Annotated in this window: 14 protein-coding genes; 10 read left to right on the top strand and 4 right to left on the bottom strand. The window is 67.6% G+C overall.

Translation table 11 applies throughout. The annotated features are described in order from the left end of the window. The first annotated feature begins 100 nt into the window (after positions 1-100). The 7 genes from AC1DOM_RS09460 to AC1DOM_RS09430 are packed head-to-tail and all read left to right on the top strand — an operon-like array spanning position 101 to position 5,526. Positions 101-709: a malonic semialdehyde reductase gene (locus tag AC1DOM_RS09460; protein WP_498962581.1), complete on the top strand. Its 609-nt coding sequence runs from the start codon at positions 101-103 to the stop codon at positions 707-709. Positions 710-759: 50 nt separating this feature from the next. Beyond that, on the top strand, positions 760-1,347 hold the full coding sequence (locus AC1DOM_RS09455) for a YceI family protein (protein WP_498962579.1): 588 nt from the start codon (positions 760-762) through the stop codon (positions 1,345-1,347). Further along, positions 1,344-2,054 (top strand): pirin family protein, encoded by a 711-nt coding sequence (locus AC1DOM_RS09450; RefSeq protein ID WP_498962577.1) that lies wholly within the window; start codon positions 1,344-1,346, stop codon positions 2,052-2,054. The genes AC1DOM_RS09455 and AC1DOM_RS09450 overlap by 4 nt, the downstream gene beginning before the upstream one ends. A 60-nt stretch (positions 2,055-2,114) precedes the next feature. Beyond that, positions 2,115-2,330: a zinc-finger domain-containing protein gene (locus AC1DOM_RS09445; protein ID WP_498962575.1), complete on the top strand. Its 216-nt coding sequence runs from the start codon at positions 2,115-2,117 to the stop codon at positions 2,328-2,330. A 13-nt stretch (positions 2,331-2,343) separates the two neighbouring features. Then, positions 2,344-3,462: a glycosyltransferase gene (locus AC1DOM_RS09440; protein ID WP_498962573.1), complete on the top strand. Its 1,119-nt coding sequence runs from the start codon at positions 2,344-2,346 to the stop codon at positions 3,460-3,462. After that, positions 3,440-4,768 (top strand): O-antigen ligase family protein, encoded by a 1,329-nt coding sequence (locus tag AC1DOM_RS09435; protein ID WP_498962570.1) that lies wholly within the window; start codon positions 3,440-3,442, stop codon positions 4,766-4,768. The genes AC1DOM_RS09440 and AC1DOM_RS09435 overlap by 23 nt, the downstream gene beginning before the upstream one ends. A gap of 2 nt (positions 4,769-4,770) precedes the next feature. Continuing rightward, positions 4,771-5,526, top strand: coding sequence for a glycosyltransferase family 2 protein (locus AC1DOM_RS09430; protein WP_498963000.1), 756 nt, complete (start codon positions 4,771-4,773; stop codon positions 5,524-5,526). Here the strand turns inward: AC1DOM_RS09430 and lpxL are convergent. Next, positions 5,517-6,431, bottom strand: a complete 915-nt coding sequence (lpxL, locus tag AC1DOM_RS09425; RefSeq protein WP_498962568.1) for an LpxL/LpxP family Kdo(2)-lipid IV(A) lauroyl/palmitoleoyl acyltransferase — start codon at positions 6,429-6,431, stop codon at positions 5,517-5,519. The two genes, AC1DOM_RS09430 and lpxL, sit on opposite strands and share 10 nt — an antisense overlap. Positions 6,432-6,509: 78 nt before the next feature. Between lpxL and waaA the strand changes: the two genes are divergently transcribed. After that, positions 6,510-7,820: a lipid IV(A) 3-deoxy-D-manno-octulosonic acid transferase gene (gene waaA, locus AC1DOM_RS09420; protein WP_498962566.1), complete on the top strand. Its 1,311-nt coding sequence runs from the start codon at positions 6,510-6,512 to the stop codon at positions 7,818-7,820. A 54-nt stretch (positions 7,821-7,874) separates the two neighbouring features. Here waaA and AC1DOM_RS09415 read toward each other — a convergent pair whose 3' ends face one another. From AC1DOM_RS09415 to AC1DOM_RS09405, 3 genes are all read right to left on the bottom strand, one after another. Further along, positions 7,875-9,275, bottom strand: a complete 1,401-nt coding sequence (locus AC1DOM_RS09415) for a TolC family outer membrane protein (RefSeq protein WP_498962564.1) — start codon at positions 9,273-9,275, stop codon at positions 7,875-7,877. 54 nt (positions 9,276-9,329) lie between these two features. Beyond that, the gene (locus AC1DOM_RS09410) at positions 9,330-9,986 is read right to left on the bottom strand and encodes a protein-L-isoaspartate O-methyltransferase family protein (RefSeq protein ID WP_498962562.1); all 657 of its coding nucleotides are present in this window, start codon (positions 9,984-9,986) and stop codon (positions 9,330-9,332) included. 125 nt (positions 9,987-10,111) lie between these two features. Then, on the bottom strand, positions 10,112-10,795 hold the full coding sequence (locus AC1DOM_RS09405) for a TetR/AcrR family transcriptional regulator (protein WP_498962560.1): 684 nt from the start codon (positions 10,793-10,795) through the stop codon (positions 10,112-10,114). Positions 10,796-10,946: 151 nt separating this feature from the next. Here AC1DOM_RS09405 and AC1DOM_RS09400 point away from each other — a divergent pair, with 151 nt between their 5' ends. Further along, positions 10,947-12,041: an efflux RND transporter periplasmic adaptor subunit gene (locus AC1DOM_RS09400; RefSeq protein WP_498962558.1), complete on the top strand. Its 1,095-nt coding sequence runs from the start codon at positions 10,947-10,949 to the stop codon at positions 12,039-12,041. A gap of 1 nt (position 12,042) precedes the next feature. Then, positions 12,043-15,102, top strand: coding sequence for an efflux RND transporter permease subunit (locus tag AC1DOM_RS09395; RefSeq protein ID WP_498962556.1), 3,060 nt, complete (start codon positions 12,043-12,045; stop codon positions 15,100-15,102). Positions 15,103-15,114 lie beyond the last annotated feature (12 nt).

Below are 15,114 nucleotides of genomic sequence, written 5' to 3'. Positions count from 1 at the left end.
GATGGGTGCGTTGCGGCCGTGTCTGGGCCGCTTGACGCGCGACACTCTACACTGCGTGTCTCGGCGCGAACTGCGCGCCATGGCACGGACCGCACCCGCGATGCAAGATCAGAACGCCTTCAAGCCGACGCTGCCCGACGCCTCGCTCGACCAGTTGTTCCGGCAGGCCCGCACCTACAACCGGTTCACCGGTGAGGTGGACGACGCGACGCTGCACCGGCTCTACGACCTGCTGAAGTGGGGCCCGACCACCTCCAACAGTTGCCCGGCCCGCTACGTGTTCGTGCGTTCGCCCGAAGCGAAGGCCAAGCTCGGCCCCGCGCTCGACGAAGGCAATTACAAGAAGACGATGGCCGCGCCGTGCACGGCGATCGTCGCCTACGACATGGCGTTCTTCGAAAAGGTCCCGGTGTTGTTCCCGCATACGGATGCGCGCGGCTGGTTCGACACGAAGCCCGAGGCCGACCTGCGCACCATCGCCTTGCGCAACGGCAGCCTGCAGGGTGCGTACCTGTTGCTCGCCGCGCGTGCGATCGGCCTGGATTGCGGGCCGATGTCGGGCTTCGACAACGCGAAGGTCGATGCGGCGTTCTTCCCGGGCACCACGTGGCGCTCGAACTTCCTCGTCAACCTCGGCAAGGGCGACCCGGCGTCGATCTTCCCGCGCTCGCCGCGCCTGAATTTCGACGAAGCCTGCCGCATCGATTGAGCCCTTCGATCCGTACCTGTCATTCCACCCCCATGCAAAGGAATCGCACGATGCGCTGCAAGTTGCTTTTCGCCTCACTGTTGTTGGCTGCCGGCCTGGCGCAGGCTGCGCCCGCCACCTACAAGCTCGATCCGAACCACACGCAGGTCATCGCGAGCTGGAACCACTTCGGTTACTCCAACCCGATCGCGAATTTCGGCAACGTCGACGGCACGCTGGTGTACGACGCGGACAAGGTCGAAGCCTCCAGCGTGAATGTCACGCTGCCGCTGTCGGGCCTGGATGCGCTGGTGCCCGACCTGACCAAGCACATCCAGAGCGCCGATTTCTTCGACGCCGCGAAGTGGCCCACCGCCACGTTCAAGAGCACCAAGGTCGAGAAGGGCGCGGGCGACAAGCTCAAGGTGACCGGCGATCTGACCATCCGCGACGTCACCAAGCCGGTCGTGCTCGACGTCACGCTCAACAAGACCGGCCAGGGCCGCAACGGCGAGGCGAAGGTCGGGTTCGGCGCGACCACCACGATCAAGCGCAGCGAATTCGGCGTGGCCAAGTTCATCCCCAACGTCAGCGACGAGATCCAACTGCGCATCACCACCGAGGCCACCGTGCCCCAGCCCGAGGATGCGAAAAAATGATCATCGAGCGGCCCGCGGCGGCGCGCGGCGAAGTGTCGGCCGGCTGGTTGCACAGCCGCCATACCTTCTCGTTCGGCCACTATCACGACCCGCAGTGGATGGGGTTCGGGCCGCTGCGCGTGATCAACGAAGACATCGTGGCGCCGGGCGGCGGGTTTCCGCCGCACCGGCACGCGAACATGGAAATCCTGAGCGTCGTGCTGTCCGGTGCGCTCGCGCACCAGGACAACGCCGGCGGCGAAGGCGTGCTGCGCCCCGGCGAAGTGCAATGGATGAGCGCCGGGCACGGGGTGGAGCACAGCGAGTTCAATGGCGCGAAGGATGCGCCGGTGCATTTCCTGCAGATCTGGGTCCAGCCCGATCGGCTCAATGCGCAACCGGCCTACGAGCAGCGTGCATTCGATGCGGCCGCGCGCGAAGGGCGCTGGCAGACGCTGGCCGCGCCCGAGGGCGCCGAAGGCGGGTTGCCGATTCGCCAGCAAGCGTGGCTGCGCGCGGTGCGCCTGTCGGTGGGGCAATCGGTCGACGTCGTCCTCGATCCGGCGCGCAAGTACTGGCTGCACGTCGCCACCGGCGATGTCGCCTGGAACGGTCGCAAGCTCACGGCCGGCGATGCGCTGGGCTTCGCGCAGGAAAGCGGCACGCATCGGCTGGAAGGCCGCGGCAGCGATCCGGCCGACGTGCTGTTCTTCGACCTGCCCGCATAAGCTAACGGGCCGGCTGCTAGACTTTCGGCCCGCACCATTTCCAGCCGAAGTCCCCGCGCCATGGCCGAACATCCGCACTCCCATCCGTCCGTCGCCGGTGCCCCGGCCAACGCGAAGATGCGCTACGACGTGCGTCGCGCCGACCTGCCGCTGAGCTGCCCGCTGCCCGAGATGGCGTTGTGGAATTCGCACCCGCGCGTCTACCTGCCCATCGAGGCGGAGGGCGGGGAAAGCCAGTGCCCGTACTGCGGCGCGCACTTCGTGCTGGTCGACTGAAGATCGCTGGGCGATGCCTGGCACACGCCGGACGATCGTCCAATTGCTGCCCGCACTCGATGCGGGCGGCGTCGAACGTTCCACCCTGGAAATCGCCGACGCCCTGGTGCGCGCGGGCCATCGCGCGATCGTCGTGTCCGCCGGTGGGCGCCTGGTGCCGCGGCTGACCGCGGTCGGCGCCGAACACGTCACCCTCGACATCGGCCGCAAGTCGCCGCTCACCTTGCGCCACGTGCCGGCCTTGCGGCGCTTGTTCGAACGCGAACGCGTCGACCTGGTGCATGCGCGCTCGCGTCTGCCCGCATGGATCGGCTGGCGCGCGATCCGCGGCATGGGCGCCGACGCGCCGCGTTGGGTGACCAGCGTGCACGGACTGAATTCGCCGTCGCGCTACAGCGCGATCATGACCAGCGGCGAACGCGTGATCTGCGTGTCGCAGACGGTGCGCGATTTCGTGATGCTGCATTACCCGCGCACGAATCCGGACAAGCTGCGCGTGATCCTGCGCGGCGTCGATGTGCAGGCATTCCCACATCGTCCCTGGCCCGATCGCGATGCGCGCCGTCGCGCGGCCACCTTGCATCCCGCACTCGGAGGCGATGGTCCGTTGTTGTTGTTGCCAGGCCGCGGCACGCGCCTGAAGGGCCATTCGGATGCATTGACGTTGCTGGCGGCGCTGCGTGCGGGCGGGCGCGATGCGCGCCTGTGGTCGCCCGGCAGCCGCGAGGACGACCGCGCCCGTTATCTCGGCGAATTGCACGCACTGGCCGCGCAACTGGGCATCACCGACTTCGTCGCCTTCACCCCGCCGACCAATGCGATCGCCGATGCCTACGCGGCGAGCGACCTGGTGCTGCAACTCTCGCGCAGGCCCGAGGCCTTCGGCCGCACCGTGCTCGAAGCCATCGTGACCGGGCGCAGCGTGGTCGGCTGGGACCACGGCGGCGTCGGCGAGTTGCTGCACCGCTTCGATCCCCGCGGGGCCGTGCCGCCCTTCGACGGGACGCTGCTCGAGCGCACGGCGAACGCGCTGCTCGACGCATCGCCGCCGCGTCCGGTTACGATGCCCCATACCTTGCGTGCGATGCAGGAGGCGACGCTCGCGGTCTATGCGGAACTCGAACGGCACTGACATTGCGCAAACGCCCGTGGGCTGGCGCTGGGCTCCGGCCTGGGTGCTGGCCTTCGTCGCGTTGTGGCCCGCGCCCGGCTATGCCGAAGGCGTGCTCGTCCTCGGCGCGCTCGCGGCGATCTTCAAGCTGCTCCTCGTCCGCTTCCGCGGCGGTGCGCAGCTGCTGAGCGCGCCTGCATGGGCGCTCACCAGCGTGTTGTTCTTCGCGTACTGGCTGCCCGAAGCGGTGTCGGCCTTCGATGCGGTGGACCCGGCGCGCGCGTTCCGCGAGGCGGCCGTCGACCTGCGCTACCTTCCGTTCCTGTGGCTCGTCGCGGCCGCGGTGGCCGACGCACGCGGCCGGCGCATCACCTTCGGCGGGCTGGCGATCATCGTCGGCATCTGGACGATCGACGCGCTGCTGCAGGCCGTCCTCGGCACGAGCCCCTTGTTCTTCGCGATCGATTCGATCAAGCACGCGATGAGCGGACATGGCATGTGCAGCGTCGAGGCCGAGCAGACGCTCGACCGCCTCAGCGGCATACTCGGGCCGTGCAACCTGAAGTTCGGTCCGATGCTCGCGAGCCTCTCGCCCTTCGGCCTGTATTACGCGGCCAAGCGCTTTGGCGTCACGGGCTGGTGCGTGGCAGCGCTCGGTATCGGCACGGTGGTGCTGCTCGCCGGTGCGCGCGCGGCGTGGATCGTCTATGCGCTGGTGCTGCTGTGGTCGGGCTGGCGCGTGCTGGGGTTCAAGCGCCTGCTGATGGTGTTCGCCGTCGGTGCGATCACGCTCGTCGTGCTCGGCACCTTCGTGCCGCAGGTCGCGCAACGCATCGAGCGCACCACGCAACTGGCCTCGACGAACGAAGCCAACGTCGACACCGCGCTGTCCGGCCGCACGCGCATCTGGTCGGCGGCGACGTGCATGTATCGCACGCACTGGTTCAACGGCGTGGGCGCGCGCGGGTTCCGCGATGCCTTCGCAGAATGCGATCCGGGCAAGGGCAGTCTCGCAGCCTGGGGCGAAGGCCCGGCTTTGCACGCGCATCAGTGGATCCTCGAAGTGGCCAGCGAAACCGGCACCTTCGGCCTGTTGATGTGGCTCGCGGGCCTCGCGCTCGGCTGGCGTGCGTGGCGTTACGCCGATCCGATCGCGCGGGAACACGCGCGGCCGGCGATGCTCGCGCTGGTGGTCACGCTGTTCCCGTTCAACACGCACCTGGCCTCGTATTCGACGTTCTGGGGCGGGCTCGTATTGATGCTCGCCGCGCTCTACGCCGGCAGCCTGCTTGCGCGCGACGCCGAGCCTGTGGAACCCCGCGCGTGAGCATGCGCGCGCCGATCTCCGGCGTGGTCACCACGTTCAACAACGCCGCCACGCTCGATGCGTGCCTGGACAGCCTCGCCTTCTGCGACGAGCGCATCGTGCTGGATTCGGGTTCGACGGATGCGACGGTCGAAATCGCGAAACGCCACGGCGCGCGCATCGCCGAACATCCCTTCGCAGGCTACGGCCCGCAGAAACAGCGCGCGATCGACATGGCGCGGCACGACTGGATCCTGCTGCTCGACGCCGACGAACACCTTACTGAGGCAGGGCAGGAGAAGATCGAACGCGAACTGCATGCGCCGCGCGCCGACGGTTACCGCCTGCCGCGGCAGGAATGGTTGTTCTGGAAATGGGCGCACCTGGGAACGCGTGCGAACTGGCAGCTGCGCCTGTTCCGCAAATCGCGCGGTCGCATGAACGATGTGCCCGTGCATGCCGCGCCCGTCGTCGACGGCGTGCGCCGCGATCTGCGCGCGCCCTTCCGCCATTACGGCGAGCCGCGCCTGGCCGATCGCGTCGACAAGGTGAACCGCTATTCCAGCGGCATGGTCGTGCACAAACATCGCCGCGGCATCCGCGGGCTCGGTGCGCGCATCCTGTTCCAGCCCACGATCGCCTTCCTCAAGCTCTACATCGGCAAGCGCTATTTCCTCGACGGTTGGGCCGGTTATCTCGCCGCGCGCACGCAGGGGTTCTACACCTTCCTGAAGTACGCCAAGGTGCTGGAAACGCAGCGCCGCAAGGATCAGGCGTAGGGCGAAGTGCCGTCGGGTTGCCGCTTGAAGCGGCGATGGATCCACAGATATTGGTCGGGCGCCGCGCGCGCCATCGCTTCGATCGCGGCCATGACCTGCGCGGTATCGGCCGTCGCGTCTTTCGACGGAATGCCCTCGAGCCCCGGCACGATGCGCAGCGTGTAGCCACCATCGGCGCGGCGCATGTGTTGGAACGCGACCACGGCCGCGCCCGACAGGCGCGCGAGTTGGTGCGTCGACGAGAGGCTGTTCGCGGGCTGGTCGAAGAAGGGGACGAAGACGGTGTCGCCGCGGCTCGGATCCTGGTCGGGCGCGTACCAGAGGAAGCCGCCCTGCTTGAGGTGCTTCACCGCGGGGCGCAGCTCGAGTTTGGTGAACATCGCCGCTGCGTAGCGCAGCCGGCCGTGCTTCACGGCCCATTCCATCGCCGGCTCCGCGTGCGGGCGGTACATGCCGGCGAGCGGTACGTGGTCGCACATCAGGCGGCCGCAGATTTCCAGCGTGGTGAAGTGACCGGAGACGACGATGACGCCGCGTCCACCGGCGCGCGCGGCCTGCACATGTTCGAGGCCTTCGACGACCAGGCCTTTGCGCATCGGATCGACCGATCCCCACCAGGCGCGTGCGAATTCGAACAGGCCGATGCCGAGGGAAGCGAAGTGATCGCGCAGCAACACATCGCGCGCGGCGGCACTCTGTTCGGGGAAACACAATTCGAGATTGCGCTCGGCGATGCGACGTCGCGCGGGCATCGCCACGCGCAGCAAGGCGCCGATCGCGCGGCCCAGCCCGCGTTGCAGCGGCCAGGGCAGGCGCGCGAACGCGGCCATCAAACCAATGCCGATCCAGGTCGGCCAGTGCCTCGGGCCCAGGGGCGGGCGGTCGGTGTTGGGGTCTTGCGTCATTGGGGGATTCTAAGGGCGGGTGTGCACGAACAGTGTCTTGCCCTTCCGCCGACAAGACCTCCCCCGTATCCTGCGACGATGCGGAAGGACCCCATCGAGCGCTTGCTGCGCGGCCTGTATTCGGTCGCGCTGTATGTGCTGTTGCCGGTCACCGCCTACCACTTGATCTGGCGCGGCTTCCGCCAACGCGCCTACTTCCGGCGCTGGAACGAACGCTACGCGGCCTACCGCGGCCTGCAGGACGACGACGCTCCGCGCGACACGCTCTGGGTCCACGCCGTCTCCGTCGGGGAAGTGAACGCGGCTGCCCCCGTCGTCAACGCCCTGCGCAAGCTGCATCCGCACCTGCCGCTGCTCGTCACGACCATCACGCCGACCGGGTCGGCGCGCGTGCGGGCGCTGTGGGGCGAATCGGTGCAGCACGTCTATCTGCCCTACGACATCCCGGGCGCCGTGCGGCGATTCTTCGAACATTTCCGCCCGCGCGCGGGGCTGATCCTCGAAACCGAGCTGTGGCCGAATCTGTTGTTCGGCGCCCGCGACCACGGTGTGCCGACCTACATCCTCAATGCGCGGCTGTCGGCGCGTTCGCTGAAGGGCTATCGCGTGCTTGCGCCGATCGTCGGCCGCGCGTTGCGCACGGTGCGTCGCGTCGGTGCGCAATCGGCGGACGATGCGCAGCGCTTCGTCGAACTGGGTGCGAAGCCGGAGCAGGTCGTCGACCTGGGCAATCTGAAATTCGACACGCAGGCGCCCGAAGGGCTCGACGATTTCCTCGCGCAATTCCACGCGCACGCGGGCCATCGCCTGGCGTGGATCGCCGCGAGCACGCACGAGGGCGAGGAAGCCGATGTCATCGACCTGCACCGTCGCCTGCGCGAGAAACATCCGGGCCTGTTGCTGCTGTGGGCGCCGCGGCATCCCGAGCGCTTCCGTGCCGCGGTCGACCATGCGCACGCGGCCGGGTGGAACGTCGCCACGCGCCGCCTCACGCGATGGCCGGGTGCGGCCGACGATGTCTTCGTCGTCGATACGCTCGGCGAGTTGATGGCGTTCTATGCGTGCGCGCAGGTGGCGTTCGTGGGCGGCAGCCTGCAACCGATCGGTGGACACAATCTGCTGGAACCGGCAGCGGTCGGCACGGCGATCGTGACCGGGCCGCACCTGCACAACTTCACCGACATCGCGCGGCGTCTCGAACAAGCGCACGCGGTGCGCATCGCGCAGGACGTCGAAGGCGTGTTCGCAAATGTCGACGCGCTGCTCGCCGATGAAGCCGCGCGCAAGCAGATGGTCGACGCCGGCCTGCACCTGGTGCACGAAGGGCGCGGCGCGCTCGCGCGCAGCCTGGCGATGATCGCGCCGGTGTTGCCGGGCGGCGCGCGCTGAAACGACGAAGCCCGCCTTGCGGCGGGCTTCGTTGGATCGCAACGAACGAATCGCTTACTGCGTCGGCTGCTGCACCGCGGCCGAGACGTTGACCGTCAGGAAGCGGTTGACGCGCTGCACGTCCTCGACGTCCAGCGTGCCCGCGGCCTGTTCGAGGTTCAGCACGCTCTGCAGGAAGTTGTAACGCGCCAGCGCGAAGGCCTGCTGCGCCTGGAACAGGTTGCGCTGGTTGACCAGCACGTCGAGCACGGTGCGCGTGCCGACTTCCAGGCCGACCTGCGAGGCTTCGTACGCGGCCTTCGCCGAGACCACCGCGAGGCGGCGCGCTTCGACTTCGCTCACGCCCGCGACGACCACCTGGTAGGCGTTGCGCGTGGCGCGCTCCAGCGAGCGCTTGTCCTGTTCCAGTTCGTCCTGGCGGATGTCGCGCGTGGCGAGCGCTTCGCGCACGCCCGACTGCGTGGCGCCGCCGGCGAAGATCGGCACGTTGAGCGTCAGGCCGAAGGAGCGCGCGCGGCTCTCGTTGTCGAACGCGGTTTCCGCGCCGGTGAGGTTGTTGGTCGTGTCGCCGTCGGAGTGCGTGTTGCCGTAGTCGCCGCCGAAGTACAGCGTCGGCAGGTGGCCGGCGCGCGCGGTGGAGACATCCTGCTCGGCCGACTTCACCTGCAGTTCCTTCGCGCGCAGGGCCGGGTTGTTTTCGAAGGCGGTCTTCACCCACGCGTCTTCGTCGGCGTGTTCGGGCAGTTGCGGCTGGAAGTCTTCCGGCAGGCCCTTGAGGTTGGCCACCGGGCGGCCGGTGATTTCGGCCAGCGCCTGGTAGGCATCGGCGACCTGGTTCTGCGCGGTGATGGTGTTGGCGCGCGCGGTGTCGTACTGGGCACGCGCTTCGTGCACGTCGGTGATCGGCGCAAGGCCGACTTCCAGGCGCTTGCTCGCGAAGTCGAATTGCTTCTTCAGCGCGGTTTCCGACGACTCGGCGGCGGCGAGGTTCTCGAGCTGCACGAGTACGTTGAAATAAGCAGCAGACGTGCGCGTGATCAGCTGGTCGCCCGCCGATTCCAGGTTGAAGTCGCTGGCTTCGCTCAGCGCATTGGCGCTGCGCAGGCGCGAGATACGGGAGCCGTCGAAGACCATCTGGTCCAGCGTGAGGCCGTAGCGGCGGGTGGTGGTGTCGCTGGTGGAATCGTTGGTGCCCAGCGGCGTGCCGGCGAAGACCTGCTGGCCGCTGGCGTCTTCGTTCGACTTGGAATAGCTGGCCTGGCCGTTGAGTTGCGGCAACAGCAGCGCGCGCGCCTGCACGCGGCCTTCCTTGACCACGAGGCGGTTGGACTCGGCGGCCGAGAACTGCGGATCGCCGGCGCGTGCCAGCTCGTAGGTCTGCAGCAGGTCTTCGGCATGCACGACGCAGGGCAGCAAGGCGAAGGCGAGGGCCATGACGAGGGGACGACGGCTCATGCGGGTTCCTTCCGGATCAAAAATGACAAATGGGGGGAGGTCAGAAATCGGGCGTCAGAAATCAAATCGCGGCGCGGGTGCGGCGCCGACGAGGTAAGGCAGGTCGGTTTCGAACAACGATTCGATACGCGGACCGTTGACGCCGTTGCGCACCACCACCGCTTCCATCGCCGGCGAGGCGCCGCGGACCGCGAACAGGCGGCCCTCCGGGCGCAGCCATTGCAGGAAACGGGCGGGCAGGGTGTCGACGGCGCCGGTCACGACGATGGCGTCGAAGCGGCGTTCGGTATCGAAGGCGAAGGCATCTGCGGCGTCGATGCGCACGTTCGCGCCCAGGCCCAGTGCATCCAGGCGGGCGCGCGCGGCATCGGCGAGGTCGGCGTGCAGCTCGATGCTGTGCACCTCGCGCGCCAGGCGGCCCAGGCACGCGGTGAGGAACCCGCTGCCGGTGCCGATCTCGAGCACGTCCTCGCCTTCCTGCGCGGCGATGGACTGCAGCACGCGGCCCTCGACGACGGGCTTCATCATGAATTCGCCGTGGCCCAGCGGGAGCGCCACGTCGGCGTAGGAGAGGCCGCGGTTCTCCTGGTCGACGAACGCGTCGCGCGGAATCGACACGAGCGCATCCAGCACGCGCGGGTCGAGCACGTCCCACGGGCGAACCTGTTGTTCGACCATCAGTTCGCGGGCCTTGGCGTAGTCCATCGTCATCTCGTTCGTCTCGCAAAGAAAGCCGGGCATTTTACGCCCGGCAGGCACAGCATCGCTGTGGTAGCACACTCCAACTCAGTGCCGGAAGTCAGCGGGTCCTTGGTCATGCGGGGCCCACCCGACCGTCATTTCCGGGTGGCGTAGGCCCGCAGGAACATGTCCACGGCGCCTTCCAGCTGGGCTGTCGCCTCCCGCGCGTCCGGCATGGGGCCGCACCCGAAGATCACCTTCTGGTGCAGGTCGCCCTTGGCCAGGCACAGGAACTGGGAGGCCGCGCGGGGGATATCGGCGATCTCCAGTTCCCCGGTTTCCACGTGGTGCTGCAGGACATCGGCCACCCGGTCGATCGCGCGCTGCGGGCCGACGGCCCACGCTTGCTGCGTCATGCCGGTCTCGACCACCTGCGGCGTGCACATGATCCGATGCCCGGCCAGCGCGTCGGGATCCATGATCATCGCGAAGAACGCGCGCGCGATCTGCATCAGGCCCTCGTGCAGCGGCGCGGCATCGGCCGCGGCGAAGAGGGATTCGGGCAGCTGCTGCTCGAAATGCGCCTGCACCGCGGCGGCGAACAACGCGTCCTTGTCGCCGAAATGGCTGTACACGGTGAGCTTGGAGACGCCGGCGTCGGCCGCGATCTGATCCATGCTCACGCCGGCGAAGCCTTGCGCGACGAACAGCCGCTTGGCGGCTTCGAGGATCGCGGCCCGCTTGCCGAGGTCCTTGGGGCGACCGGGACCGGCCTGCCGCTTCTCAGGCGGAAGGGGGCCTGCGGCAACCGCGGATTTGGCTTTCGATCGCTGCGACATGCTCGTTACTATAACGAAATACTGGACTGTTGGGTTCGCTATTTATAGTCTACCGGCCAGTTCAATAAGCGCCCCCGACGAGATCCGCATGGCCATGCAGCGCAGGATGCACCGGCATCCCCCCACCGATCGCCTATTTTTTCGATCAATCGTGACGGCCGCATGCATCGCGGTCGCAGTAGGCGCCTGCGGCAAGGATGAGGCTGCGGTCGAAGCGCCGCGGCCCGTGCTCGTCGTCACGCCGGGCCAGGGCCCGGACGCGGAGCCGCTCGCCTTCGCAGGCGAAGTGCGTGCACGCGAAGAAAGCCCGCTCTCCTTCCGCGTGGGTGGGCAGATCGTGCGTCGCCTGGTCGATGCGGGCGATCGCGTGCATCGCGGCGACGTGCTCGCCGAACTCGATCCGAAAGACCTGCGCGCACAGGCGCAAGCCGCGCAAGCGCAGGTGACCGCGGCCGAAGGCGAACTCGCGCGCGCTGCATCGGACAAGCAACGTTACGAACGATTGGCGAACGAACAACTCGTGAGCCGCTCGACGCTTGATGCACAAAATGCGGCCTATGCCGCCGCCGCGGGCAACGCACGCGCGGCGCGAGCGCAGCGCGATGTCGCGCGCAACCAATCGGCGTACACGCAACTGCGCGCGCCGCGCGACGGTGTGATCGCCACGCGCGAAGCCGAAGCGGGTCAAACGGTCACTTCGGGCCAGGCGATCTACACGCTCGCCGGCGATACCGGCCGCGAAGTCGCGATCTCGCTGCCCGAATCGCGCATCCGCGAATTCGCCGTCGGCCAACCCGTGCTCGTGGAATTGTGGAGCCAGCCCGGCGAACGCCTGCCCGGCCGCATCCGCGAAATCAGCGCCGCCGCCGATCGCCAGGCGCGCACCTACGCCACGCGCATCGCACTCGACCCGAACGCTTCGAAGGCCGTCGAACTCGGACAGAGCGCGCGCGTCTACATCGCCGCCGCGAAACCCACCGCGACGACGATCGCGCTGCGCCTGCCGCTGTCCGCGCTCCAACGCGGCGACAAGGGCGAGATGTCGGTGTGGGTCGTCGATCCGCGCACGAATGCGTTGAAGCGCGTGCCCGTGCGCGTGGGGCCCTTCGGCGCGGAATCGGTGCCGGTGCTTACGGGCGTGCGCGCGGGCGACCGTGTCGTCGCCGCCGGCGGACACCTGTTGCGCGAAGGCCAGGTCGTCGCGCCGGTGGATCGCGAGAACCGCCCGCTGCCGAAGGCGCGCTGACATGCCGTCCTTCAACGCCTCCGAATGGGCGCTGCGCAACCGCACGCTCATCGTCTACGCGATGCTCGTGCTCGCGGTGCTCGGCTTCATGAGCTATCGCAGCCTGGGGCAATCGGAAGATCCGCCGTTCACCTTCAAGGCGATGGTCGTGCGCACGGTGTGGCCGGGCGCGACGGCCGACGAAGTCTCGCAGCAGGTCACCGACCGCATCGAGAAAGCGCTGATGACCACGGGCAAGTACGAATTCATCCGTGCTTACTCGCGGCCCGGCGAGTCGCAGGTGATCATGATGGCGCGCGATGCGCTGCCGTCGAAGGACGTGCCGGAGCTGTGGTACCAGGTGCGCAAGAAAGTCGGCGACATCAAGCCGACGCTGCCCGAAGGTACGGTCGGTCCGTTCTTCAACGATGAATTCGGCGACACCTTCGGCAACATCTACGCGCTCACCGGCGAAGGCTTCGACTACGCGGTGATGAAGGATTACGCCGAACGCGTCGAACTCGAACTGCAACGCATCCCCGACGTCGGCAAGGTCGAACTGGTCGGCCTGCAGGACGAAAAGATCTGGATCGAGTTGTCGAATACGAAGCTCGCCACGCTCGGCATTCCGCTCAGTGCGGTGCAAACGGCGCTGTCCGAACAAAATGCCGTCGTGCCCGCGGGCTTTTTCGAAACCGGCAGCGACCGCATCCAGATCCGCGTGACCGGTGCGTTGCGTTCAGTCGACGAGATCCGCGATTTCCCGGTGCACGTGGGCGATCGCACCTTCCGCGTCGGCGACATCGCGACGATCGAACGGGGCTTCGCCGATCCGGCTTCGCCGCGCATGCGCTTCATGGGCCAGGACGCCATCGGCATCGCGGTCGCGATGAAGGACGGCGGCGACATCCTGCGCCTGGGCAAGACCCTGGAGCGCGAGTTCGCGCGCCTGCAGGGCTCGCTGCCGGCGGGCATGGAACTGCGCAAGGTGTCCGACCAGCCGCATGCGGTGAGTGAATCGGTGGGCGAGTTCGTGAAGGTGCTCGCCGAGGCCGTCGCGATCGTGCTGGTCGTGAGCTTCTTCTCGTTGGGCTTCCGCACGGGACTCGTCGTGGCGGTGTCGATCCCGCTCGTGCTCGCGATGACCTTCGCGGTCATGCACTACTTCGGCATCGGCCTGCACAAGATTTCGCTCGGCGCGTTGGTGCTCGCCCTCGGCCTGCTCGTGGACGACGCGATCATTGCGGTGGAGATGATGGCCATCAAGATGGAGCAGGGCTTCTCGCGCCTGAAGGCGGCGAGCTACGCCTGGGACACCACGGCCTTCCCGATGCTCACCGGCACGCTGGTGACCGCGGCCGGCTTCCTGCCGATCGCGACCGCGGCCTCGAGCACGGGCGAGTACACGCGCTCGCTGTTCCAGGTCGTGACCATCGCGTTGGTCGTGTCCTGGGTCGCGGCGGTGTTGTTCATTCCCTATCTTGGCGATCGCCTGCTGCCGGACCTGCACAAGAAGCACCAGGAGGCGCACGATCCGCACGCCACGCGCTTCTACCAGCGCTTTCGCGGGTTGCTCGGCTGGTGCCTGGAACATCGCAAGACCGTCATCGCGATGACGGCGGCGGCGTTCGTCGCGTCGATCCTGCTGTTCCGCTTCGTGCCGCAACAATTCTTCCCCGACTCCACGCGGCCGGAATTGATGGTCGACATGGAACTGGCCGAAGGCTCGTCGCTGAAGGCGACCGAATCGCAGGCCAAACGCCTGGAAGCGCTGCTGCGCAAGCGCGAGGGCGTCGACAATTACGTCGCGTACGTCGGCACCGGTTCGCCGCGCTTCTATCTTCCGCTCGATCAACAACTGCCCGCCGCGAACTTCTCGCAGTTCGTCGTGCGCACGCATGATTCGAAGGCGCGCGAAGACGTCCGCAAATGGTTGATCGAGGAGGTCGCGCCGCAATTCCCGGCCTTGCAGTTGCGCGTGACGCGGCTGGAGAACGGCCCGCCGGTCGGGTACCCGCTGCAATTCCGCGTCTCGGGCGAACACACCGATCGCGTGCGCGCCTACGCCAAACAGGTCGGAGCGAAGGTGCGCGCCAATCCGAATGTCGCCAACGTCAACCTGGATTGGGACGAACCCAGCAAGGTCGTGCGACTGGAGATCGACCAKGAACGCGCGCGTGCGCTCGGCGTGAGCACGGCGGGGTTGTCGAAGTTCCTGTCCGGTTCCTTGTCGGGCCTGCACGTCAGCACGTATCGCGAAGGCAACGAGTTGATCGAGATGTTGCTGCGCGGCGCCGACGATGAGCGCACGCGCCTGGATCTGCTCGGAAGCCTCGCGGTGCCGACGCAGAACGGCACGGTCGTGCCGCTCTCGCAGATCGCGACGCTGAAGTACGTCTTCGAGGACGGCATCATCTGGCATCGCAATCGCCTGCCGACAGTCACCGTGCGCGCGGACATCCGCAACACGCTGACGCCGCCGACGGTGGTCGCGCAGATCCTGCCGACGCTGGAGGGCATCCGCGCGGACCTGCCGGAAGGCTATCTGCTCGAAACCGGCGGCACCGTGGAGGATTCGGCGCGCGGGCAGAACTCGATCAACGCGGGCCTGCCCTTGTTCCTGTTCGTCGTGGTGACCCTGCTGATGGTGCAGTTGCGCAGCTTCTCGCGCACGGCGATGGTGATGCTCACGGCGCCCTTGGGCCTGATCGGCGTGACCTTGTTCCTGCTGGTCTTCCGCGTGCCCTTCGGCTTCGTGGCGATGCTCGGCACGATCGCACTGGCGGGGATGATCATGCGCAACTCGGTGATCCTCGTCGACCAGATCGAACAGGACATCGCACACGGCAACGATCGCTGGCACGCCATCATCGAAGCGACGGTGCGGCGCTTCCGCCCGATCGTGCTCACGGCGCTCGCCGCGGTACTCGCGATGATTCCGCTCACGCGTTCGGCGTTCTTCGGGCCGATGGCGGTGGCGATCATGGGCGGCTTGATCGTGGCGACGGTGTTGACGCTGTTGTTCCTGCCGGCGTTGTACGCGGCATGGTTCAAGGTGAAGCGCGAAGAGGCCGTTTCCTAGCGCGTCGCGAAC

The sequence above is a fragment of the Lysobacter sp. P5_B12 genome, from assembly GCF_056400425.1.
Note: the sequence above shows the minus strand (reverse complement) of the source record. Positions and strands in the feature narration are given on the sequence as shown.

Coding starts and splice junctions, on each gene's coding strand:
- AC1DOM_RS09435 (WP_498962570.1), top strand. CDS start 3,440: ATGCGGAACTCGAACGGCACTGACATTGCGCAAACGCCCGTGGGCTGG.
- AC1DOM_RS09410 (WP_498962562.1), bottom strand. CDS start 9,986: ATGACGATGGACTACGCCAAGGCCCGCGAACTGATGGTCGAACAACAG.
- AC1DOM_RS09455 (WP_498962579.1), top strand. CDS start 760: ATGCGCTGCAAGTTGCTTTTCGCCTCACTGTTGTTGGCTGCCGGCCTG.
- AC1DOM_RS09440 (WP_498962573.1), top strand. CDS start 2,344: ATGCCTGGCACACGCCGGACGATCGTCCAATTGCTGCCCGCACTCGAT.
- lpxL (WP_498962568.1), bottom strand. CDS start 6,431: ATGACGCAAGACCCCAACACCGACCGCCCGCCCCTGGGCCCGAGGCAC.
- waaA (WP_498962566.1), top strand. CDS start 6,510: ATGCGGAAGGACCCCATCGAGCGCTTGCTGCGCGGCCTGTATTCGGTC.
- AC1DOM_RS09460 (WP_498962581.1), top strand. CDS start 101: ATGCAAGATCAGAACGCCTTCAAGCCGACGCTGCCCGACGCCTCGCTC.
- AC1DOM_RS09405 (WP_498962560.1), bottom strand. CDS start 10,795: ATGTCGCAGCGATCGAAAGCCAAATCCGCGGTTGCCGCAGGCCCCCTT.
- AC1DOM_RS09445 (WP_498962575.1), top strand. CDS start 2,115: ATGGCCGAACATCCGCACTCCCATCCGTCCGTCGCCGGTGCCCCGGCC.
- AC1DOM_RS09415 (WP_498962564.1), bottom strand. CDS start 9,275: ATGAGCCGTCGTCCCCTCGTCATGGCCCTCGCCTTCGCCTTGCTGCCC.
- AC1DOM_RS09450 (WP_498962577.1), top strand. CDS start 1,344: ATGATCATCGAGCGGCCCGCGGCGGCGCGCGGCGAAGTGTCGGCCGGC.
- AC1DOM_RS09430 (WP_498963000.1), top strand. CDS start 4,771: ATGCGCGCGCCGATCTCCGGCGTGGTCACCACGTTCAACAACGCCGCC.